Origin of the sequence: Pseudomonas sp. SR18 (assembly GCF_023701505.1) — a bacterium.
GTDB classification, from domain to species: Bacteria; Pseudomonadota; Gammaproteobacteria; order Pseudomonadales; family Pseudomonadaceae; genus Aquipseudomonas; species Aquipseudomonas cyclaminis.
Window position 1 is genome coordinate 183,107 of the sequence record NZ_JAMQAU010000008.1, and the last position, 20,579, is coordinate 203,685.

At 59.3% G+C, this 20,579-nt stretch carries 21 protein-coding genes; 15 read left to right on the plus strand and 6 right to left on the minus strand.

The genetic code is table 11. The features are described from left to right. Positions 1-18: 18 nt before the first annotated feature. Positions 19-1,113 carry a cell division protein ZapE gene (zapE, locus tag NDJ82_RS14335; protein ID WP_099587085.1) on the plus strand — a complete coding sequence of 365 codons (1,095 nt, stop codon included), beginning with the start codon at positions 19-21 and terminating at the stop codon, positions 1,111-1,113. Between the two features lie 121 nt (positions 1,114-1,234). Here zapE and NDJ82_RS14340 read toward each other — a convergent pair whose 3' ends face one another. Continuing rightward, positions 1,235-2,155, minus strand: coding sequence for a GlxA family transcriptional regulator (locus NDJ82_RS14340; protein ID WP_177411598.1), 921 nt, complete (start codon positions 2,153-2,155; stop codon positions 1,235-1,237). A gap of 220 nt (positions 2,156-2,375) precedes the next feature. On the opposite strand from NDJ82_RS14340, the gene NDJ82_RS14345 reads away from it, so the two are divergent. Beyond that, a complete protein-coding gene (locus NDJ82_RS14345) occupies positions 2,376-3,512 on the plus strand; it encodes an acyl-CoA dehydrogenase family protein (RefSeq protein ID WP_112193457.1) in 1,137 nt (378 codons plus the stop codon). Positions 3,513-3,625: 113 nt separating this feature from the next. Here NDJ82_RS14345 and NDJ82_RS14350 read toward each other — a convergent pair whose 3' ends face one another. Next, entirely contained in the window at positions 3,626-4,666 is a 1,041-nt protein-coding gene (locus NDJ82_RS14350) for an NADP(H)-dependent aldo-keto reductase (protein ID WP_064450694.1), read from the minus strand. A gap of 248 nt (positions 4,667-4,914) precedes the next feature. On the opposite strand from NDJ82_RS14350, the gene rplM reads away from it, so the two are divergent. From rplM to NDJ82_RS14390, 8 genes are all read left to right on the plus strand, one after another. Then, a complete protein-coding gene (gene rplM, locus NDJ82_RS14355) occupies positions 4,915-5,343 on the plus strand; it encodes a 50S ribosomal protein L13 (RefSeq protein ID WP_003171742.1) in 429 nt (142 codons plus the stop codon). Positions 5,344-5,357: 14 nt separating this feature from the next. Next, positions 5,358-5,750, plus strand: a complete 393-nt coding sequence (rpsI, locus tag NDJ82_RS14360; protein WP_003216038.1) for a 30S ribosomal protein S9 — start codon at positions 5,358-5,360, stop codon at positions 5,748-5,750. A 266-nt stretch (positions 5,751-6,016) separates the two neighbouring features. Beyond that, positions 6,017-6,610 carry a ubiquinol-cytochrome c reductase iron-sulfur subunit gene (petA, locus tag NDJ82_RS14365; protein WP_099587089.1) on the plus strand — a complete coding sequence of 198 codons (594 nt, stop codon included), beginning with the start codon at positions 6,017-6,019 and terminating at the stop codon, positions 6,608-6,610. Continuing rightward, positions 6,610-7,821, plus strand: a complete 1,212-nt coding sequence (locus tag NDJ82_RS14370; protein WP_003188526.1) for a cytochrome b — start codon at positions 6,610-6,612, stop codon at positions 7,819-7,821. Before petA ends, NDJ82_RS14370 begins: the two co-directional genes overlap by 1 nt. Beyond that, positions 7,821-8,597, plus strand: coding sequence for a cytochrome c1 (locus NDJ82_RS14375; RefSeq protein WP_191959526.1), 777 nt, complete (start codon positions 7,821-7,823; stop codon positions 8,595-8,597). The genes NDJ82_RS14370 and NDJ82_RS14375 overlap by 1 nt, the downstream gene beginning before the upstream one ends. Positions 8,598-8,744: 147 nt before the next feature. Then, entirely contained in the window at positions 8,745-9,362 is a 618-nt protein-coding gene (locus NDJ82_RS14380) for a glutathione S-transferase N-terminal domain-containing protein (protein WP_099587092.1), read from the plus strand. Between the two features lie 17 nt (positions 9,363-9,379). Beyond that, the gene (locus NDJ82_RS14385) at positions 9,380-9,799 is read left to right on the plus strand and encodes a ClpXP protease specificity-enhancing factor (protein WP_099587093.1); all 420 of its coding nucleotides are present in this window, start codon (positions 9,380-9,382) and stop codon (positions 9,797-9,799) included. A gap of 157 nt (positions 9,800-9,956) precedes the next feature. Further along, complete coding sequence (locus NDJ82_RS14390; protein ID WP_099587094.1) at positions 9,957-10,706, plus strand: FadR/GntR family transcriptional regulator; 750 nt, start codon at positions 9,957-9,959, stop codon at positions 10,704-10,706. Between the two features lie 6 nt (positions 10,707-10,712). On the opposite strand, the gene NDJ82_RS14395 is transcribed toward NDJ82_RS14390, so the two are convergent. Both NDJ82_RS14395 and NDJ82_RS14400 read right to left on the minus strand, forming a co-directional pair. Then, a complete protein-coding gene (locus NDJ82_RS14395; protein WP_250925743.1) occupies positions 10,713-11,075 on the minus strand; it encodes a hypothetical protein in 363 nt (120 codons plus the stop codon). A 114-nt stretch (positions 11,076-11,189) separates the two neighbouring features. Continuing rightward, entirely contained in the window at positions 11,190-12,344 is a 1,155-nt protein-coding gene (locus tag NDJ82_RS14400; protein WP_250925744.1) for a phospholipase, read from the minus strand. A 234-nt stretch (positions 12,345-12,578) separates the two neighbouring features. On the opposite strand from NDJ82_RS14400, the gene kdgD reads away from it, so the two are divergent. The 5 genes from kdgD to NDJ82_RS14425 all read left to right on the plus strand — a co-directional run bounded on the left by kdgD (position 12,579) and on the right by NDJ82_RS14425 (position 19,131). After that, positions 12,579-13,490 carry a 5-dehydro-4-deoxyglucarate dehydratase gene (gene kdgD, locus NDJ82_RS14405; protein ID WP_032886251.1) on the plus strand — a complete coding sequence of 304 codons (912 nt, stop codon included), beginning with the start codon at positions 12,579-12,581 and terminating at the stop codon, positions 13,488-13,490. A 54-nt stretch (positions 13,491-13,544) separates the two neighbouring features. Beyond that, positions 13,545-14,990, plus strand: a complete 1,446-nt coding sequence (locus NDJ82_RS14410; protein ID WP_112193465.1) for an aldehyde dehydrogenase family protein — start codon at positions 13,545-13,547, stop codon at positions 14,988-14,990. A gap of 97 nt (positions 14,991-15,087) precedes the next feature. Next, positions 15,088-16,452, plus strand: coding sequence for an MFS transporter (locus NDJ82_RS14415; RefSeq protein ID WP_099587098.1), 1,365 nt, complete (start codon positions 15,088-15,090; stop codon positions 16,450-16,452). Between the two features lie 11 nt (positions 16,453-16,463). Then, entirely contained in the window at positions 16,464-18,017 is a 1,554-nt protein-coding gene (garD, locus tag NDJ82_RS14420) for a galactarate dehydratase (protein WP_250925759.1), read from the plus strand. 172 nt (positions 18,018-18,189) lie between these two features. Next, positions 18,190-19,131, plus strand: coding sequence for an AEC family transporter (locus NDJ82_RS14425; RefSeq protein WP_099587100.1), 942 nt, complete (start codon positions 18,190-18,192; stop codon positions 19,129-19,131). Here the strand turns inward: NDJ82_RS14425 and NDJ82_RS14430 are convergent. Continuing rightward, positions 19,128-19,508, minus strand: a complete 381-nt coding sequence (locus NDJ82_RS14430; RefSeq protein WP_099587101.1) for a carboxymuconolactone decarboxylase family protein — start codon at positions 19,506-19,508, stop codon at positions 19,128-19,130. The two genes, NDJ82_RS14425 and NDJ82_RS14430, sit on opposite strands and share 4 nt — an antisense overlap. Continuing rightward, positions 19,505-20,551, minus strand: coding sequence for a calcium/sodium antiporter (locus NDJ82_RS14435; RefSeq protein ID WP_250925760.1), 1,047 nt, complete (start codon positions 20,549-20,551; stop codon positions 19,505-19,507). Before NDJ82_RS14435 ends, NDJ82_RS14430 begins: the two co-directional genes overlap by 4 nt. Between the last annotated feature and the right edge of the window lie 28 nt (positions 20,552-20,579).

The window sequence follows — 20,579 nt, forward strand, 5'->3', positions numbered from 1 at the left end:
TGCCTTGCTAACGAAATTATGACGCCCCTAGAACGATATCAAGCTGATCTGAAACGCCCTGAATTCTTCCATGACGCGGCCCAGGAAACGGCGGTGCGTCATTTGCAGCGCCTGTACGACGACCTGGTCGCGGCCTCGCAAAGCAAGCCAGGGATGCTCGGCAAGCTGTTTGGCAAGAAAGACCGCACGCCGGTCAAAGGCTTGTACTTCTGGGGCGGCGTGGGCCGTGGCAAGACCTACCTGGTCGACACCTTCTTCGAAGCGCTGCCGTTCAAGGAAAAGGTCCGCACGCACTTCCACCGCTTCATGAAGCGTGTGCACGAAGAGATGAAGACCCTGCCGGGTGAGAAAAACCCGCTGACCATCATCGCCAAGCGTTTCTCCGATGAAGCGCGGGTCATCTGCTTCGATGAATTCTTCGTCTCCGACATCACCGACGCCATGATCCTCGGCACCCTGATGGAAGAGCTGTTCAAGAACGGCGTGACCCTGGTCGCCACCTCGAACATCGTGCCGGACGGCCTGTACAAGGACGGCTTGCAGCGTGCGCGCTTCCTGCCGGCCATCGCCTTGATCAAGCAGAACACTGAAATCGTCAACGTCGACAGCGGCGTCGACTACCGCCTGCGTCACCTGGAGCAAGCGGAGCTGTTTCACTTTCCGCTGAACGAAGCCGCCCACGAAAGCCTGCGCAAGAGCTTCCGCGCGCTGACGCCGGAATGCACCCAGGCGGTGGAAAACGACAAGTTGATGATCGAGAACCGCGAAATCATCGCGCTGCGTACCTGCGATGACGTGGCGTGGTTTGAATTCCGCCAACTGTGCGACGGCCCGCGCAGCCAGAACGACTACATCGAACTGGGCAAGATCTTTCACGCGGTGATCCTGAGCGGCGTGGAGCAGATGAGCGTCACCACCGACGACATCGCGCGACGTTTTATCAATATGGTCGACGAATTCTACGACCGTAACGTCAAGCTGATCATCTCGGCGGAAGTCGAGCTCAAGGACCTGTATACCGGTGGCCGTTTGAACTTTGAGTTCCAGCGCACGTTGAGCCGCTTGCTGGAAATGCAGTCCCACGAGTTCCTGTCGCGCGGACACAAACCCTAAGCGATTTCCAGAGCACTGGAGATCCAATGTGGGAGGGGGCTTGCCCCCGATAGCGGTGTGTCAGTGATAGATGTACTGGCTGACACACTGCCATCGGGGGCAAGCCCCCTCCCACATTTGCTTACGCGGCCTGCTGGAACTGCTGGCGATACTGGTTCGGCGACAACTCCGTGTGCTGCCTGAACAACCGCGCAAAGAAACTCGCATCGTCGTAACCCACCTCATAACTGATGGTCTTGATGCTCTTGCGGCTGCCCGAGAGCAGGCCCTTGGCCGTCTCGATACGCAGGCGCTGCAGGTAATGCAGCGGTTTGTCACCCGTCGCCGTCTGGAAGCGCCGCATGAAGTTGCGGATGCTCATGCCATGTTCGCGGGCGACGTCTTCGAAGCGGAACTTGTCGGCAAAGTGCTCTTCGAGCCAGTGCTGGATCTGCAGGATGATCACGTCCTGGTGCAGCTTCTGCCCGCCAAAACCAATGCGTCCCGGCGAATAGTTGCGCTGCACTTCATAGAGAATGTCGCGGGCCACCGCCTGGGCGATGTTGGCGCCGCAGAAGCGTTCGATCAGGTAGATGTAAAGGTCGCACGCTGAGGTAGTGCCGCCGGCGCAATACAGGTTGTCGGCGTCGGTGAGGTGCTTGTCCTGATTGAGCTGCACTTTGGGAAAGCGTTCGCTGAAGGCATTGAAGAACCGCCAGTAGGTAGTCGCCTCCTTGCCATCGAGCAGCCCGGCTTCGGCCAGCCAGAACACCCCGGTGGCTTCGCCGCAGAGCACGGCGCCGCGTGCGTGTTGTTCGCGCAGCCACGGCAGTACTTGGGGGTAGCGGGTGCAGAGGGCGTCGAAGTCATCCCAGAAGGCCGGCAGCACGATGATGTCGGCGTCTTCGAGGCCGCCGTCTACCGGCATGATCACATCGCTGAAGCTGCGCACCGATTGCCCGTCGGGGCTGACCAGGCGCGTTTCGAACGCCGGCGTCAGGCCCAGGCCTTGCTGTTTGCCGTAACGCAGGCTTGCGAGGTGGAAGAAATCCTTGGCTTGCATGAGGGTTGAAGCGAATACCCGATCAATGGCCAAAATGCTGACGCGCCGCAGGGGCGTGGAGATTTGGTTAGACATAATTTCATTTATTCTTATAGGGGAAAGTGGTCACCAGACGGCTGGATCGTCTTATTTTTTGTCGCATGTGTCCAGTGTCCTGTGACGTCTTCGCGGCATAGGCTCTGTTGGCTGGTCTTTGTCCGACAATCCCCGCAGGTGACCCATGATTCCCAGAACTTTGTTCAGCCCCGAACACGAACTCTTTCGCGACAGCGTGCGCACTTTCCTTGAAAAAGACGCCGCGCCGTTCCATGGGCAATGGGAAAAACAGGGGTATGTCGACCGCAGTCTGTGGAGCAAGGCGGGGGAGGCGGGCATGTTGTGTTCCCATCTGCCGGAAGAATATGGCGGCTTGGGGGCGGACTTTCTCTACAGCGCGGTAGTGATCGAGGAGATCAGTCGGCTGGGCCTGACCGGGATTGGTTTCTCCCTGCATTCGGACATCGTCGCGCCCTACATCCTGCATTACGGCAGCGAGGCGCTGAAGCACAAATACTTGCCCAAATTGATCTCCGGCGAGATGGTCACCGCCATTGCGATGACCGAGCCGGGCGCCGGGTCCGACCTGCAAGGGGTCAAGACCACGGCCGTGCTGGACGGCGATGAGTATGTAATCAACGGCTCCAAGACCTTCATCACCAACGGCTATCTGGCCGAACTGGTGATCGTCGTGGCCAAGACCGATCCCAAGGCTGGCGCGAAGGGCACCAGCCTGTTTCTGGTGCAGGCCGATACGCCGGGCTTCGCCAAGGGCAAGCGCCTGGAAAAGGTGGGCATGAAGGCCCAGGACACCTCGGAGCTGTTCTTCCAGGACGTGCGGGTGCCCAAGGAAAACCTGTTGGGTCAGGCGGGCATGGGCTTTGCCTACTTGATGCAGGAACTGCCCCAAGAGCGATTGACCGTGGCCATCGGCGCGATCACCTCAGCCGAAGCGGCGTTGCAGTGGACGCTGGCCTACACCCGCGAGCGCAAGGCGTTCGGCAAGGCGATTGCCGATTTCCAGAACACCCGGTTCAAGTTGGCAGAGATGGCGACAGAGATTCAGATCGGCCGCGTGTTCGTCGACAAGTGCATGGCGCTGCACCTGGAGGGCAAGCTGGATGTGCCTACGGCGGCGATGGCCAAGTACTGGGCCACCGACCTGCAATGCAAGGTGCTTGACGAGTGTGTGCAGTTGCACGGCGGTTACGGCTTCATGTGGGAATACCCGATCGCGCGGGCCTGGGCGGATGCGCGAGTGCAGCGGATTTATGCGGGGACCAACGAGATCATGAAGGAGATTATTGCGCGGGCGCTTTGATTGTGTGGTGTTGCTGAAGGCCTTGTCGGGGGCAAGCCCCCTCCCACATTTGAATGTATTCACAAGTCAAAATGTGGGAGCGGGCTTGCCTGCGATAGCGATCCAAAGATCAATCAAGGCGCTGGATTCGGATGGTCCTTCTGAATCGCCTCGATCCCTTCCAGCACTTCCTTCGACAGCTTCAGATCAGCACTGGCGATGTTGCTGTCCAGTTGCTCCAGCGACGTTGCGCCAATGATATTGCTGGTCACAAACGGCTGCTGCGTCACAAACGCCAGCGCCATCTGCGCCGGGTCCAAACCATGTTCCCGCGCCAATGCCACATAACGGCTGCATGCCGCTTCCGACTGCGGGTTGAAGTAGCGGCTGAAACGGCTGTACTCGGTCAGGCGTGCCTTGGCCGGGCGGGCGCCGCCTTCGTATTTGCCGCTGAGCATGCCGAACGCCAGGGGCGAGTAGGCGAGCAGGCCGCACTGTTCACGAATGGCGACTTCCGCCAGGCCCACTTCAAAGCTGCGATTGAGCAGGTTGTAGGGGTTCTGGATCGACACTGCGCGGGTCCAGCCACGGGCTTCGGCCAGGGCGAGGAATTTCATGGTGCCCCACGGGGTTTCGTTGGACAGGCCGATGTGGCGGATCTTGCCGGCCTTCACCTGTTCGTCCAGCGCTTCGAGGGTTTCTTCCAGTGGAGTGAGGTCGTCTTCGTCCTTGTGCTTGTAGCTCAATTGGCCGAAAAAGTTGGTGCTGCGCTCTGGCCAGTGCAGTTGATAGAGGTCGATCCAGTCGGTCTGCAGGCGCTTGAGGCTCGCGTCCAGGGCATCGACAATGTGCTTGCGGTTGTGGCGCAGGTGGCCGTCGCGGATGTAGTCGATGGTGTTGCCGGGGCCGGCGATCTTGCTGGCGAGGATCCAGTCGGCGCGGTCACCACGGCTTTTGAAGTAATTACCGATGTAACGTTCGGTGGTGGCGTAGGTGTCGGCCTTGGGCGGCACCGGGTACATTTCCGCCGTGTCGAGGAAGTTGATCCCCGCGGCCTTGGCCCGTTCGATCTGCGCGAAGGCCTCTGCCTCGCTGTTCTGCTCACCCCAGGTCATGGTGCCCAAGGCTATCGCGCTCACGTTCAGATCCGTACGGCCCAGCTGTCGATAATCCATCGGGTACTCCTTCGGGGAAAACAATCATAAAAGCAGGTTGAATTTTTTTTCGCAATCTGCATAATTGCCCACCTCTTTCTGCAGTGGAAGTGATGCGCCGCCTGCCGAAGAATCTTGCCGTTGAACGGACGCGCCGACCCGAGCCCCCGATAGCGTCTGTATCCGGCTGCCTTTGACTTGTCAAAGTACGCACTATTCAGTAAGATCCGCCGTCTAATTTACAGGGCGGCCCCTGAGGCTATTAAAGAATGACAACTTTTACTGCAAAACCGGAAACAGTTCAGCGCGACTGGTTTGTCGTCGACGCCGCTGGTCAGACCCTGGGTCGTCTGGCCACTGAAGTCGCCAGCCGTCTGCGTGGCAAGCACAAGCCTGAGTACACCCCTCACGTTGATACCGGTGACTACATCGTTATCATCAACGCTGAGCAGGTACGTGTTACCGGCAACAAAGCGCAAGACAAAATGTACTACCGTCACTCCGGTTTCCCAGGCGGTATCAAGTCTTCGAACTTCGAAGGCCTGATCTCCAAGAAGCCTGAAGCCCCGATCGAAATCGCGGTCAAAGGTATGCTGCCTAAGGGCCCTCTGGGTCGCGATATGTTTCGCAAGCTGAAAGTCTATGCGGGCGCTGTACACCCTCATGCTGCTCAGCAGCCCCAAGAACTGAAGTTTTAACGGAATAGTTCATTATGTCGGCGACTCAAAATTACGGCACTGGCCGTCGCAAAACCGCAACCGCACGCGTTTTCCTGCGTCCGGGCACTGGCAACATCTCGATCAACAACCGCACTCTGGAAAATTTCTTCGGTCGCGAAACTGCCCGCATGGTAGTTCGTCAGCCGCTGGAACTGACCGAGACTGTTGAGAAGTTCGACATCTACGTCACCGTTATCGGTGGCGGTGTAAGTGGTCAAGCTGGCGCAATCCGCCACGGTATCACTCGCGCTCTGATGCAGTACGACGAAACCCTGCGTGGCGCTCTGCGCAAAGCTGGCTTCGTTACTCGCGATGCCCGTGAAGTTGAACGTAAGAAAGTCGGTCTGCGTAAAGCGCGTAAGCGTCCGCAGTACTCGAAGCGTTAATTCGCTTTACGTTCCACAAAAACGCCCAGCCTCCTCACGGAGCTGGGCGTTTTTTATTGCCTGCGATTTATCCACATTTTTTGCCGTGACAACTTGCCACATCCGTAGACCCCCTATACTACAAGGCCTGGAGGCTGAGTCCTGGGCAATTCCCTTGTCATACGTGGGGCTTTTCATTACCATCCGACAAAATTTTTATAAGTAAAGATTCAACACTTAGTAGACGCCTGATTTAACAGGCCAAAAAGCTGATGGGAGAGGACTGAATGAGCAATGACGGCGTGAATGCAGGCCGGCGTCGCTTCTTGGTAGCAGCCACATCCGTGGTGGGTGCTGCAGGAGCGGTGGGGGCTGCGGTCCCGTTCGTGGGGTCATGGTTTCCCAGTGCCAAGGCGAAAGCCGCAGGTGCACCGGTGAAGGTGAATGTCAGCAAGATCGAGCCAGGCCAGCAGATGATTGCTGAGTGGCGCGGCCAGCCGGTTTTCATTGTTCGCCGTACCGAGGAAATCCTGGGGAATCTCAAGAAGATTGAAGGCCAGTTGTCTGACCCCCAATCCGAGAAATCCGACCAACCCGCCTACGCCAAGAACGAAGCACGTTCGATCAAGCCAGAGATCCTGCTGCTGGTTGGTCTGTGTACCCACCTGGGTTGCTCACCCACCTTCCGCCCGGAAGTAGCGCCTGTCGACTTGGGCAAGGACTGGGTCGGCGGTTATTTCTGCCCGTGCCACGGCTCCCATTACGACCTTGCCGGCCGCGTCTACAAGTCCCAGCCTGCGCCACTGAATCTGCCCGTGCCGCCGCATACCTACGAAACTGACGACCTCATAGTCATTGGCCTCGATAAGGAGAACGCGTGATGAGCAAGTTCATGGATTGGGTGGATGCGCGCTTCCCCGCCACTAAAATGTGGGAAGACCATCTCAGCAAATATTACGCGCCAAAAAACTTCAATTTCTTCTACTTCTTTGGCTCCCTGGCGCTGTTGGTGCTGGTCAACCAGATTGTCACCGGCGTCTGGCTGACGATGAGCTACACGCCTTCGGCGGAAGAGGCGTTCGCCTCCGTCGAATACATCATGCGTGACGTCGAATACGGTTCCATCCTGCGCCTGTTGCACTCCACCGGTGCGTCGGCGTTCTTTATCGTCGTCTACCTGCACATGTTCCGTGGCCTGCTCTACGGCTCATACCAGAAGCCCCGCGAGTTGGTGTGGGTGTTCGGCATGTTGATCTACCTGGCGCTGATGGCTGAAGCCTTCATGGGCTACCTGCTGCCATGGGGCCAGATGTCGTACTGGGGCGCCCAGGTGATCATCTCGCTGTTTGGTGCGATCCCGGTGATCGGCAACGACCTGACCCAGTGGATTCGCGGTGACTACCTGATCTCTGGCATCACCCTGAACCGCTTCTTCGCCTTGCACGTGGTGGCCCTGCCGATTGTGATCCTGGGCCTGGTGGTGCTGCACATCCTGGCGCTGCACGAAGTGGGTTCCAACAACCCGGACGGCGTGGACATCAAGAAGCACAAGGACGAGAACGGCATCCCGCTGGACGGCATTCCATTCCACCCTTACTACACCGTAAAAGACATCGTCGGCGTAGTCGTGTTCTTGTTCGTGTTCTGCTCGATCGTGTTCTTTTTCCCGGAGATGGGCGGTTATTTCCTGGAGAAGCCTAACTTCGAACAGGCCAACGCCTTCAAGACCCCCGAGCACATTGCCCCGGTGTGGTACTTCACGCCGTTCTACGCAATCTTGCGGGCAATCCCCGACAAGCTGATGGGCGTAATCGCCATGGGCGCGGCCATCGCCGTGCTGTTCGTGTTGCCTTGGCTCGACCGCAGCCCGGTCAAATCCATGCGCTACAAAGGCTGGCTGAGCAAGATCTGGCTGTGGGTGTTCTGCATTTCGTTCGTGATCCTGGGCGTGCTGGGCGTACTGGCGCCAACCCCTGAGCGTACGTTGCTGTCGCAGGTCTGCACCTTCCTGTACTTCGCCTACTTCATTCTGATGCCGTTCTACACCCGGCTTGAGAAGACCAAACCGGTTCCGGAAAGGGTGACTGGCTGATGAAAAAATTATTTGTTGCATTGATGCTTGCGGCGCTGCCGCTACTGTCTTTCGCTGCCGAGCACGGCGCGGAGCTGGAAAAAGTCGATATCGACGTGTCGGACAAGGCCGCCATGCAGGACGGTGCGCGCACCTTCGCCAACTACTGCATGGGCTGCCATAGCGCCAAGTTCCAGCGTTACGAGCGGGTTGCCGATGATTTGGGCATTTCCCACGAACTGATGCTGGATAAGTTGGTGTTCACCGGTGCCAAGATTGGCGACCACATGAACATCGGCATGCAACCGGCGGATGCCAAGGCCTGGTTCGGTGCGGCACCGCCTGACCTGACCCTGGTGGCCCGTGTGCGCGGCACCGATTGGCTATATGGCTACCTCAAGTCGTTCTACGAGGATCCGACGCGCCCTTACCGCGTGAACAACCGCGTATTCCCGAACGTCGGCATGCCTAACGTTCTGGTCGGCCTTCAAGGCAAGCAAGTGGTAGGATGCAAGCAGATCCAGGTCGTTGAAGACGGCAAGAAGCAATACGATCCGCTGACTGGCACGCCTCTGACTCATGAAGCGTGCGATCAACTGAAGATCGAAACCCCCGGTTCGCTGACTGACGAGCAGTTCGACGAGAAGGTCAAGAACCTCGTGACCTTCCTGGCCTACTCGGCCAACCCGGTCAAACTGCAGCACCAGCGTATCGGTACTTACGTCTTGCTCTACCTGGCTTTCTTCTTTGTATTCGCCTATCTGCTCAAACGCGAATACTGGAAGGATGTGCATTGATCCAACCGTAAGCAATTGCTGTTAATCTTGCGCGCCCAGCGGCATCTCTGAACACGTAGCGACGGGTTGAACCGCCGTTACAGAGATGCTTTCTGGGCGCGCTCGTTTTTGAGCTTTCGATAATTTCAACAAGCGAGGAGGACCGCCATGGGCGTGACCAATCGGTTGGCCTGTTACTCCGACCCCGCCGACCACTATTCCCACCGAGTACGTATCGTGCTCGCAGAGAAGGGTGTCAGCGCCGAGATCATCACTGTGGAGGCGGGCCGTCATCCGCCAAAGCTGATCGAAGTGAACCCTTACGGCAGCTTGCCCACCCTGGTCGATCGTGACCTGGCGTTGTGGGAGTCGACCGTGGTGATGGAATACCTGGATGAGCGTTACCCTCATCCGCCTTTGCTGCCGGTGTATCCGGTGGCGCGTGCCAACAGCCGCCTGCTGATCCATCGGATCCAGCGCGACTGGTGTGGGCTGGTGGATGTGATTCTGGATTCGCGCAGTAAAGAGGCGGCCCGTGTCGTGGCGCGCAAGGAATTGCGCGAGAGCCTGACCGGTGTTTCGCCGCTGTTCGCCGACAAACCTTTTTTCCTGAGTGAGGAACAAAGTTTGGTGGATTGCTGCCTATTACCGATACTCTGGCGTTTGCCGATTCTCGGTATTGAACTGCCGCGGCCCGCCAAGCCGCTGCTTGATTACATGGAGCGCCAGTTTGCGCGTGAGGCTTTCCAGGCGAGTCTGTCTGGTGTCGAACGCGATATGCGCTAAGGCTTAAGGAGCCGTTGATGAACTCCAGTCGACCTTACCTGGTCCGCGCGCTCTACGAGTGGATTGTGGATAACGATTGCACCCCGCACATGCTGGTCAATTCCGAATTTGCTGCGGTTCAGGTACCGCAGGGTTTTGCCAGTGACGGACAGATTGTGCTGAACGTATCGCCGAGTGCCGTGCGCCACCTGCACATGGACAATGAAGCGGTCAGTTTCGAAGGGCGTTTTGGCGGTGTGCCGCATACGCTCTACGTGCCAATTGGCGCCATTCTCGGGATCTACGCCCGTGAGAATGGCCAAGGCATGGTGTTTGATCTGGAGTCGCCTTTCGAGGACGACGAATCGATCGAAAACGAAGACGGTGATGATTTGCCACCACCGGATGCCGAGCCACCGCGTCCAAGCGGCCGGCCTAGCCTGAAAGTGGTGAAGTAAGCGGCATTCGCCTTCGGGTGTGCTGGAAAAATGCCTCGATCTGTATCGAGGCATTTTTTTGCGCGCAGGATATAAGTGAAAGTCGCGACTGAACAGTGATCGTACAACCACCATGGGCTATGATGCCTCTTTACTCAACCGAGATAGATGACCCCACATGGAAAACGCCAGCACCGCCCCTCGTCTTCCCCGCAAGCGCCGCAGCCTTGCCCAGGAATTGGTCACGGTGCTGTCCGAGCAGATCCGTGACGGCGAACTCAAACGGGGCGACAAGCTGCCCACCGAGTCTGCGATCATGGAAGCCCATGGCGTCAGTCGCACGGTAGTGCGTGAAGCCATCTCCCGTTTGCAGGCCGCAGGGCAAGTGGAAACCCGCCATGGCATCGGCACGTTTGTGCTGGACACGCCAAGCCCAAGCGGTTTCCGCATTGACCCGGCGACAGTGGTGACATTGCGCGATGTACTGGCGATCCTGGAGTTGCGCATCAGTCTGGAAGTGGAGTCCGCTGGCCTGGCCGCCCTGCGCCGCAGCGATGAGCAACTGGCCGCCATGCGCGCGGCGCTGGATGCCCTGAATGAAAGTGCGGCGCACGCCGGCGATGCGGTCGCATCCGACTTCGCGTTCCACCTGGAAATCGCGCTGTCCACCGGTAACCGCTACTTCACCGACATCATGACCCACCTGGGCACCAGCATCATTCCGCGTACCCGCCTGAATTCGGCGCGCCTGGCCCATGATGACCAGCAACATTACATGGGGCGCCTGAGCCGCGAGCACGAAGAGATCTACGAGGCGATCGCCCGTCAGGATTCGGATGCGGCGCGGGCGGCGATGCGGTTGCATCTGACCAACAGCCGCGAGCGGCTGCGCCATGCCCATGAAGAGGCGGAGGCGCAGCGCGGATAGGTGGTGTCACGACAAGATTTTTACCGTGAGTGGCTCCGAGTCCCAATCCCCCGACTCGCTGCGTATGAGGTAGCGAATCTCTACCGTCTTGTTGGAATAGCCCTTCAGGTCGTTGGACGACAGGGAAAACTTGAGGTTGCTGGTTTTCACGAAGTCTTCCTGGTCTTCGTCGAACGTTCCTGCGGGCTGAAAATCGCTTTTGAAGTCCGGTAATTCAGGATCCGGTCCGACAATGAGGCATACGCTTGCGCTGGCCGGAATGTCATTGGGTTCAGGAATGGAAAATTCGAGTAGTTGGTTGCTCGCCAGCCTCACTTCGGCATTGTTCGAAGAGGTGGAGCCAGCCATGCTGGGGGCTTCATAAGACATAGTTGTTTACTCCTCTGCATAGAAGCCAGAGAGCCTGGCTCCTACGCGGCGTTATCCTCTTTATTGAGATTTAGCGTAACTGTCAGAAATCACAGTATCGACAAGCGGTGCCGGTTAAATCGGAGTATTCGGCTTGTAATCCTTCAGCAACAAATACGTACTCCACCCCCACCAATCATCCGTCCAGTGCTTGTCGTTCAGGTCATTCACGTCCTTGCGACGCAGTACTTTGTCTCCCTCCAGCTTGAACAGCGGCGAGAAGTTATTCGCCGGGTTCTGTGCTGCATTCAGGTCCGGCACGTACAACGGTGCCTTGAAGTTGGCCGGGGAGGGCGCCACACCGCTGATGAAGGTCTCGAAGATCTCATCGGCGGATGCCTGGACGGCGCGTTTGACCTGCACGCGATTGGCCGCATCGATGGCGTCGAAGTAGCGTTTATCGCCATAGGCATGCCACTCGTCACCCATGGCATTGCGCACCTTGAGTCCGAATTTGCTGTCTTCATCGTGCATGAAGCGACTGATCAATGAACCCAGCTCGCCCGGCGTGACCACCGCTGCCAGTTGCTTGCGCGGCACCCGCAGATGACCGGCGGAAAACAGATCGGTCAAGAAGTGATCAGCAAAACTGTTCATTGCGTAGGCCAGTTCCAATGCCTGATCGGTACCGGTGTGATGAGCGATCACCGCCTGTTGCAACGCTGCCGTGTGCCCTGCCAGGTAGGCCGAAAGTGCCCATTCGCCGAAGTGGTCGGCGTTGTCCGCCGCCAGTTTCAGGTAACGCCCCAGCGGTACCAGTGCCGAGACCGCACTGCCGCCCCCGGTGATGCGGTTCCATTCTTCGGACAACGTGTCACCCAACGCGTCGTAGGCTTCATGGGGTTGTTTGCCATCTTTGATGGCTTGGTTGACCGCGCTGATTTCCTTTTGCATCACTGCAAGGATCTTGCCGGCTTCTTGCCGCGAGGCAGGCAGCACCGCCAGCGAGTTAAAGGCGGCGGTAAAGCGTTGCACGCGCTCGGCAGGGGAGGCGCCATCACTGATCGGCTTGCCGGGAATGCCATAGAAGTCACCGCCCAGGGCAATGACTTGGCCGTAGCTCAGTGCCAGCCCGTTGGGCAGATGCAGTTCGACTTGCCGGGCGGGAATGGGTGGGGCGTCGGTGGTAAAGCGCAACAGCGTGTCGTCGCCGATGGCGGTGTGTTCGCCGCCTTCGAAACGCAGGGCCGGTTGGGTTCTTTCGGGTACTGCGAGATCAAGACCTGACATGTTAGCTCCTTGCTATGTCGTAGGAATCTTCCTTAATAACTGTATGTATATACAGCTATTGCGAGCATAGAGGATAAATTTCCTACGTCAAGAACTGCTGTCTCAACACGGTTTCAGGTGAAGGCCGATGAATTGCAGTTGACGAATCTTTTTATAGTTGTACGATGACGTACGACATCACCAAAACCAACAACAATCTTTCGACAGAAAGTCTTTACCCAGGGTGTTCGAATAATGAATCCACAAGAGCTGAAGTCCATCCTCTCCCACGGTCTGCTGTCTTTCCCGGTGACCGATTTCAACGCCCAGGGTGACTTCCACCAAGCGGGCTACATCAAGCGCCTTGAATGGCTGGCCCCTTATGGCGCCACCGCGTTGTTCGCCGCAGGTGGCACGGGTGAGTTTTTCTCCCTGGCGGCCAGCGAATATTCCCAAGTGGTAAAGACCGCTGTTGATACCTGCGCCACCAGCGTGCCGATCCTCGCCGGCGTAGGCGGTTCCACGCGCCAGGCCATCGAATACGCCCAAGAGGCCGAACGCCTGGGCGCCAAAGGCCTGCTGCTGCTGCCGCACTACCTCACCGAAGCCAGCCAGGACGGCGTTGCCGCCCACGTTGAAGCCGTGTGCAAATCGGTAAAAATCGGCGTGGTGGTCTACAACCGTAACGTGTGCCGCCTGACCGCTCCGCTGCTGGAACGCCTGGCCGAGCGCTGCCCGAACCTGATCGGGTACAAGGATGGCCTGGGTGACATCGAGTTGATGGTGTCGATCCGCCGTCGTCTGGGCGACCGTTTCAGTTACCTCGGCGGCCTGCCGACTGCAGAGGTTTACGCCGCTGCCTACAAGGCCCTGGGCGTGCCGGTGTACTCCTCGGCGGTGTTCAACTTCATTCCGAAAACCGCGATGGACTTCTACCACGCCATTGCCAAGGATGATCACGCCACCGTCGCCAAGATCATCGACGACTTCTTCCTGCCTTACCTGGACATCCGTAACCGCAAATCCGGTTATGCCGTGAGCATCGTCAAGGCCGGTGCAAAAATCGCCGGCTATGACGCAGGTCCGGTGCGTACGCCGCTGACCGACCTGCTGCCGGAAGAATACGAAGCCCTGGCCGCGCTGATCGACAAGCAAGGTCCGCAATAACCCATTAACAAGGCCGCTGAGTAATCAGCGGCCTTTTGCGTCAGGAGAAGATTCGTGTCCCAAGCAAAGCGTTTTGAAAACTACATCAATGGCGAGTGGGTAACCGGCGCCGACTACTGCACCAACCTCAATCCTTCGGAGTTGTCTGACGTCATTGGTGAATATGCCAAGGCAGACGTCGCCCAAGTCAACGCCGCCATCGACGCCGCCCGTGCTGCATTCCCGGCCTGGTCCACGTCCGGCATCCAGGCGCGTCACGACGCGCTGGATAAAGTCGGCAGCGAAATCCTCGCCCGCCGCGAAGAGCTCGGCACCCTGCTGGCCCGTGAAGAGGGCAAGACCCTGCCGGAAGCCATCGGTGAAGTGACCCGCGCCGGTAACATCTTCAAGTTCTTCGCCGGTGAATGCCTGCGTTTGTCCGGCGACTACGTGCCGTCGGTGCGTCCGGGCGTCAATGTTGAAGTCACCCGCGAAGCCCTCGGCGTGGTCGGCCTGATCACCCCATGGAACTTCCCGATCGCCATCCCTGCGTGGAAGATCGCCCCGGCCCTGGCCTACGGCAACTGCGTAGTGATCAAACCGGCGGAACTGGTTCCGGGCTGCGCCTGGGCGCTGGCCGAAATCATCTCCCGCGCCGGTTTCCCGGCCGGCGTGTTTAACCTGGTGATGGGCAGTGGTCGTGTGGTTGGCGACGTGCTGGTCAACAGCCCGAAAGTCGACGGCATCAGCTTCACCGGTTCCGTGGGTGTGGGCCGTCAGATCGCTGTCAGCTGCGTGTCGCGCCAGGCCAAAGTGCAGTTGGAAATGGGCGGCAAGAACCCGCAGATCATCCTCGACGACGCCGACCTCAAGCAGGCCGTCGAGCTGTCGGTACAGAGCGCGTTCTACTCCACTGGCCAGCGTTGCACCGCGTCCAGCCGTTTGATCGTGACTGCCGGGATTCACGACCAGTTCGTCGCGGCCATGGCCGAGCGCATGAAGTCGATCAAGGTCGGCCACGCGCTGAAAAGCGGTACCGACATCGGCCCGGTGGTTTCCCAGGCTCAGTTGGACCAGGACCTGAAATACATCGACATCGGCCAAAGCGAAGGCGCGCGGCTGGTCAGCGGTGGCGGCCTGGTGACCTGCGACACTGAAGGCTACTACCTGGCGCCGACACTGTTTGCCGACAGCGAAGCCGCCATGCGCATCAGCCGTGAAGAGATCTTCGGCCCGGTGGCCAACGTGGTGCGCGTAGCGGACTACGAGGCGGCGCTGGCCATGGCCAACGACACCGAGTTCGGCCTGTCGGCGGGTATTGCCACCACGTCGTTGAAATACGCCAACCACTTCAAACGCCACTCCCAGGCGGGGATGGTGATGGTCAACCTGCCGACGGCAGGCGTGGATTACCACGTTCCATTCGGTGGCCGTAAAGGCTCATCCTATGGCTCGCGGGAGCAAGGTCGCTATGCACAAGAGTTCTACACCGTGGTGAAAACCAGCTACATCGGCTCGTAACACGCACTACCCGTGGGAGCCGGACGCCTGCCGGCTCCCACACTGAACACACATAACTATTACCCGCAAAAAAAATAATTAGTGGGAGTACTTCTACATGCAAGCGACCAAGCCGACCCACGTCCGCTATTTGATCCTGCTCATGCTGTTCCTGGTGACCACGATCAACTACGCCGACCGGGCCACCATCGCCATCGCGGGCTCCAGCCTGCAAAAAGACCTCGGCATCGACGCGGTCACCCTCGGTTATATCTTCTCTGCATTCGGTTGGGCCTACGTGGCCGGGCAAATCCCCGGTGGCTGGCTGCTGGACCGTTTCGGCTCGAAAAAAGTCTATGCCCTGAGCATCTTCACCTGGTCGCTGTTCACCGTGCTGCAAGGCTACGTCGGTGAGTTTGGCGTCTCCACTGCGGTTGTTGCGCTGTTCATGCTGCGCTTTATGGTGGGCCTGGCCGAAGCGCCGTCCTTCCCCGGTAACGCGCGTATTGTCGCGGCTTGGTTCCCGACCGCTGAACGCGGTACGGCGTCGGCGATCTTCAACTCGGCGCAGTACTTCGCCACGGTGTTGTTCGCGCCATTGATGGGCTGGATCGTCTACCGCTTCGGCTGGCAGCACGTGTTTATCGTGATGGGCGTGATCGGCATCGTGTTCTCGCTGATCTGGCTGAAAGTTATCCACAGCCCGCGCCAGCACCCGATGATCAACGAAGCCGAGTTCAATCACATCGCCGCCAATGGTGCGATGGTCGATATGGACCAGGACAAAGGCAAAGGTAAGAAAACTGACGGGCCGAAGTGGGATTACATCCGCCAGTTGCTGACCAATCGCATGATGCTCGGCGTGTACCTGGGCCAGTACTGCATCAACGGCATCACATACTTCTTCCTGACCTGGTTCCCGGTGTACCTGGTACAGGACCGTGGCATGACCATCCTCAAGGCCGGTTTCATTGCCTCGTTACCGGCGATCTGCGGGTTTATCGGCGGTGTGCTCGGCGGTGTGATTTCCGACTACCTGCTGCGCAAGGGCCATTCCCTGACCTTCGCCCGCAAGGCTCCGATCATCGCTGGCCTGCTGGTCTCCAGCAGCATCATCGCGTGTAATTACGTCGACGTTGAATGGATGGTGGTGGGCTTTATGGCCCTGGCTTTCTTCGGCAAAGGCGTTGGCGCACTGGGTTGGGCGGTGGTGTCCGACACTTCGCCGAAACAGATCGCCGGCCTCAGCGGCGGCTTGTTCAACACCTTTGGTAACCTGGCTTCGATCACCACGCCCATCGTGATCGGCTACATCATCAGCACCACCGGTTCCTTCAAATGGGCCCTGGTGTTCGTCGGCGCCAACGCGCTGGTGGCGGTGTTCAGCTACCTGGTTATCGTCGGCCCGATCAAGCGTGTAGTACTCAAAGAGCCGCCAAGCAAGGGGCCAGAGTTGACCAACCTAACCGAAGCGCATTCCTGAGAGGCACCGTGATGCAGTTGATTGAACATGCCGACTCGCCGCGCTCGATTCGTTTGCACGAGCGTGACAACGTAGTGATCGTGGTCAATGACCAGGGCGTACCGGCCGGGACCGAGTTCCCGGACGGCCTGGTGACCTTGGAGTTCATCCCCCAGAGCCATAAAGTGACCCTGGAAGATATCCCCGAAGGCGGTCAGATTATTCGCTACGGCCAGACCATCGGTTATGCCTTGGCGCCGATTCCACGCGGCAGTTGGGTCCAGGAAAATCAACTGCGTATGCCTACCGCGCCGCCGCTGGACAGCTTGCCGTTGTCCACCGATGTGCCGCAAACCCAGGCGCCGCTGGAAGGGTTTACGTTCGAGGGTTATCGCAACGCCGACGGGACCGTGGGCACGCGCAATATCCTTGGCATCACCACCACGGTGCAGTGCGTGACCGGGGTGCTGGACCATGCGGTCAAGCGCATCAAGGACGAATTGCTGCCCAAGTACCCGAATGTCGATGACGTGGTGGCGCTGACCCACAGCTACGGCTGTGGCGTGGCAATTACCGCGACGGATGCCTATATCCCGATCCGAACCGTGCGCAACCTGGCGCGCAACCCAAACCTGGGGGGCGAAGCCTTGGTGATCGGCCTGGGCTGCGAGAAATTGCAGGCCGGGCAGGTGATGCACGACAACGACAGCTCGGTCGACCTGAGCGAGCCGTGGTTGTACAAGCTGCAGGATTCCAGCCACGGCTTTACCGAGATGATCGAGCAGATCATGGAACTGGCCGAAATCCGCCTGAAGAAACTCGACCAGCGCCGCCGCGAAACCGTGCCGGCGTCCGAACTGATCCTGGGCATGCAGTGCGGCGGCAGTGATGCGTTTTCCGGCATCACCGCCAACCCCGCGCTGGGTTACGCCTCGGACTTGTTGCTGCGAGCCGGGGCGACGGTGATGTTTTCCGAAGTCACTGAAGTACGCGATGCCATCTACTTGCTGACATCTCGGGCGCAGACGAAGGAAGTGGCCGAGGAACTGGTCAGGGAAATGGACTGGTACGACCGTTACCTGGCCAAGGGCGAAGCAGATCGCAGCGCCAATACCACGCCGGGCAACAAGAAGGGCGGGTTGTCGAACATTGTCGAGAAGTCCTTGGGCTCGATCGTCAAGTCCGGCAGCAGCGCGATCAACGGCGTGCTGGGCCCTGGCGAGCGGTTCAAGAGCAAGGGCCTGATCTTCTGCGCGACGCCGGCCAGTGATTTTGTCTGCGGTACGCTGCAATTGGCGGCGGGGATGAACCTGCACGTGTTTACCACCGGCCGTGGCACGCCTTATGGGCTGGCGATGGCGCCAGTGGTGAAAGTGTCGACCCGTACGGAATTGGCGCAGCGTTGGCCGGACCTCATCGATATCGACGCTGGGCGCATTGCCACCGGGCGGGCGAGCATCGAGGAGTTGGGCTGGGAGTTGTTCCACTTCTACCTGGACGTGGCCAGCGGCAAGAAGCAGACCTGGGCGGAGCATCACAAGCTGCACAATGACATCACGTTGTTCAACCCGGCGCCGATTACCTGAGACCGAGTCGCCTGCATCGGGGGCAAGCCCCCTCCCACCTTGACCGAGTTCTAATTTTGAAATGTGGTCGAATGTGGGAGGGGCTTGCCCCCGATAGTGGTCTATCGGGCACTGCGCGTTTGTATGGCTTATCATTAGCCACCTAACGACGCTCACCAAGGTTCTCCCCGGCATGCTGGCTATCTTCCTCACCACCCTCACCATCACCGCGCCGGTATTCGCCATGCTGTTTCTGGGTGTGCTGCTCAAGCGCATCAATTGGATCAACGACAACTTTATCCACACGGCTTCGTCCCTGGTGTTCAACGTCACCATGCCGGCGCTGCTGTTTCTGGGCATCCTGCATGCCGACCTGCACTCGGCGCTCAAGCCGGGTCTGCTGATCTATTTCGCCGTCGCCACGCTGGCGAGCTTTGCGTTGGCCTGGGGCTGGGCGATTTTTCGCTGCAAGCGCGAAGACCGGGGCATCTATACCCAAGGCGCGTTTCGCGGCAATAACGGGGTGATCGGCCTGGCCTTGGCCGCCAGCATGTACGGCGACTACGGCATCTCTCTCGGTGCAATCCTCGCGGCGCTGGTGATCCTGTTCTACAACACCCTATCGACCATTGTGCTGGCGGTGTACAGCCCGGTGATCAAGTCCGACCCCTGGAGCATCTTCAAGAGTGTGGTGGCCAACCCGCTGATCATCAGCGTGATCGTGGCGGCGCCGTTTGCGTATTTTCAGATTGGTCTGCCTGGCTGGCTGGAAAAATCCATGCAATACCTGGCGGACACCACCTTGCCGCTGGCCTTGATCTGCATTGGCGGCACCTTGTCCCTGGCAGCGTTGCGCAAAAGCGGCAACATGGCGCTGAGCGCGAGCCTGATGAAGATGGTCTGGTTGCCGGTGGTCGCCACGCTGGGCGCCTGGCTGCTGGGCTTTCGCGGGCCGGAATTGGGGATTCTGTTCCTGTACTTCGGCGCGCCGACGGCCGCCGCCAGTTTCGTGATGGCCAGGGCGGCCGAAGGTAATCACGAGCTGGCGGCGGCGATTATTGTGATCACCACCTTGATGGCGGCGGTGACCACGAATATCGGTATTTTTGTGTTGCAGGCGGGTGGCTGGATCTAAGCTTCTTTCTGGTAGGTATCGATCACTTCCTGGGCAGCACGAAACGCATCGATCGCCGCCGGCACCCCTGCGTACACCGCACAGTGCAGCAATGCTTCGCGAATCTCTTCCACGGTGCAGCCATTGTTCAGTGCGCCGCGTACGTGCCCCTTCAGCTCTTGTGGGCACTTGAGCGCAGTCAGCGCCGCCAGGGTGATCAGGCTGCGCGTCTTCAGCGGCAACCCTTCGCGGTTCCACACACTGCCCCAGGCATGTTCATTGACGAAATCTTGCAGCGGCTGGCTGAACTCGGTGGCATTGCCCAATGCGCGGTCGACGAATACATCACCCATGACCTGGCGACGCATCTCAACCCCGGGTTTTTTCTGATCGGTCATTGCGATTCCCTCTTGTGTTGGCGGCGCCAGGCGCGCAGCGAGGTGAGCACCAGGAACACCACCAGCGCTGGCAGGATGTAATGCAGCATCAATTGTTCGAGTTTGGTGGCCAGGGGCATGCCGGTGGTGAACGCCATCACATGCAGCCCATACGCCAGGTACAACCCCAGTAACACCAGGCCTTCGGCGCGGGTCACGCGGTAACCGGTATAGAACACCGGCAGGCACAGCGCCACCACGCCGAGCATCACCGGCAGGTCGAAATCCAGGGCGTTGGGCGACACCGACAGCGGCGATGGCGCCAGCAGTGCCGTCAGCCCCAGCACACCCAGCAAGTTGAACAGGTTGCTGCCGATCACGTTGCCCACGGCAATTTCCCGCTCGCCGCGCAGGGCGGCAATCAGCGAAGTGGCCAGGCACGGCAGCGAGGTGCCGACGCCGATCAGCGTCAGGCCAATGATGCGTTCCGACAGACCCAGGTCGCTGGCCACGTCCACCGCCGCGCCGAGCAACAGGTGGCCGGCCAGCACCAGGATCAGAAAGCCGCCGAGCATCAGCAATACGCTGCTCAGCCAGGGCGCTCGGGCCACCGTGTCCAGCGTGCGCGGGCGGCGCGAGTGGCGCGTCTGGTAGTGCAGCACGCCAAGATAGGCGATCAGGGCGATCAGCAGCAGCAGGCCATCGACCGGCGTCAGTTCTTCATTGGCCGCCAGGGTAAACACCAGCAGGCCGGCGAGAATCATCACCGGGATATCCAGGCGCACCAACTGGCGCGAGACCCGCAAAGGGATGATCAGCGCCGCCAGGCCGAGGGTCACCAGGATGTTGAAGATGCTGCTGCCGATGACGCTGCCCACGGCGATATCGGTATTGCCGGCCAGGGTCGCCTGCAGGCTGACGGTCATCTGTGGCGCGCTGCTGCCGAAGGCCACGATGGTCAGGCCGATGATCAATGGCCTTACCTTGAGACTGGCCGCGAGGCGCACCGCCGCGCGCACCAAAATTTCGGCGCCGACGATCAGCAGCACAAGGCCGCTGACCAGTTCGAGCAGGCTCCAGGGCGACAGGGTG

Coding starts and splice junctions, on each gene's coding strand:
- NDJ82_RS14385 (WP_099587093.1), top strand. CDS start 9,380: ATGAACTCCAGTCGACCTTACCTGGTCCGCGCGCTCTACGAGTGGATT.
- NDJ82_RS14400 (WP_250925744.1), bottom strand. CDS start 12,344: ATGTCAGGTCTTGATCTCGCAGTACCCGAAAGAACCCAACCGGCCCTG.
- NDJ82_RS14370 (WP_003188526.1), top strand. CDS start 6,610: ATGAGCAAGTTCATGGATTGGGTGGATGCGCGCTTCCCCGCCACTAAA.
- NDJ82_RS14415 (WP_099587098.1), top strand. CDS start 15,088: ATGCAAGCGACCAAGCCGACCCACGTCCGCTATTTGATCCTGCTCATG.
- NDJ82_RS14350 (WP_064450694.1), bottom strand. CDS start 4,666: ATGGATTATCGACAGCTGGGCCGTACGGATCTGAACGTGAGCGCGATA.
- kdgD (WP_032886251.1), top strand. CDS start 12,579: ATGAATCCACAAGAGCTGAAGTCCATCCTCTCCCACGGTCTGCTGTCT.
- NDJ82_RS14425 (WP_099587100.1), top strand. CDS start 18,190: ATGCTGGCTATCTTCCTCACCACCCTCACCATCACCGCGCCGGTATTC.
- petA (WP_099587089.1), top strand. CDS start 6,017: ATGAGCAATGACGGCGTGAATGCAGGCCGGCGTCGCTTCTTGGTAGCA.
- NDJ82_RS14340 (WP_177411598.1), bottom strand. CDS start 2,155: ATGCAAGCCAAGGATTTCTTCCACCTCGCAAGCCTGCGTTACGGCAAA.
- zapE (WP_099587085.1), top strand. CDS start 19: ATGACGCCCCTAGAACGATATCAAGCTGATCTGAAACGCCCTGAATTC.
- NDJ82_RS14345 (WP_112193457.1), top strand. CDS start 2,376: ATGATTCCCAGAACTTTGTTCAGCCCCGAACACGAACTCTTTCGCGAC.
- NDJ82_RS14380 (WP_099587092.1), top strand. CDS start 8,745: ATGGGCGTGACCAATCGGTTGGCCTGTTACTCCGACCCCGCCGACCAC.
- garD (WP_250925759.1), top strand. CDS start 16,464: ATGCAGTTGATTGAACATGCCGACTCGCCGCGCTCGATTCGTTTGCAC.
- NDJ82_RS14375 (WP_191959526.1), top strand. CDS start 7,821: ATGAAAAAATTATTTGTTGCATTGATGCTTGCGGCGCTGCCGCTACTG.
- NDJ82_RS14430 (WP_099587101.1), bottom strand. CDS start 19,508: ATGACCGATCAGAAAAAACCCGGGGTTGAGATGCGTCGCCAGGTCATG.
- NDJ82_RS14390 (WP_099587094.1), top strand. CDS start 9,957: ATGGAAAACGCCAGCACCGCCCCTCGTCTTCCCCGCAAGCGCCGCAGC.
- rplM (WP_003171742.1), top strand. CDS start 4,915: ATGACAACTTTTACTGCAAAACCGGAAACAGTTCAGCGCGACTGGTTT.
- rpsI (WP_003216038.1), top strand. CDS start 5,358: ATGTCGGCGACTCAAAATTACGGCACTGGCCGTCGCAAAACCGCAACC.
- NDJ82_RS14395 (WP_250925743.1), bottom strand. CDS start 11,075: ATGTCTTATGAAGCCCCCAGCATGGCTGGCTCCACCTCTTCGAACAAT.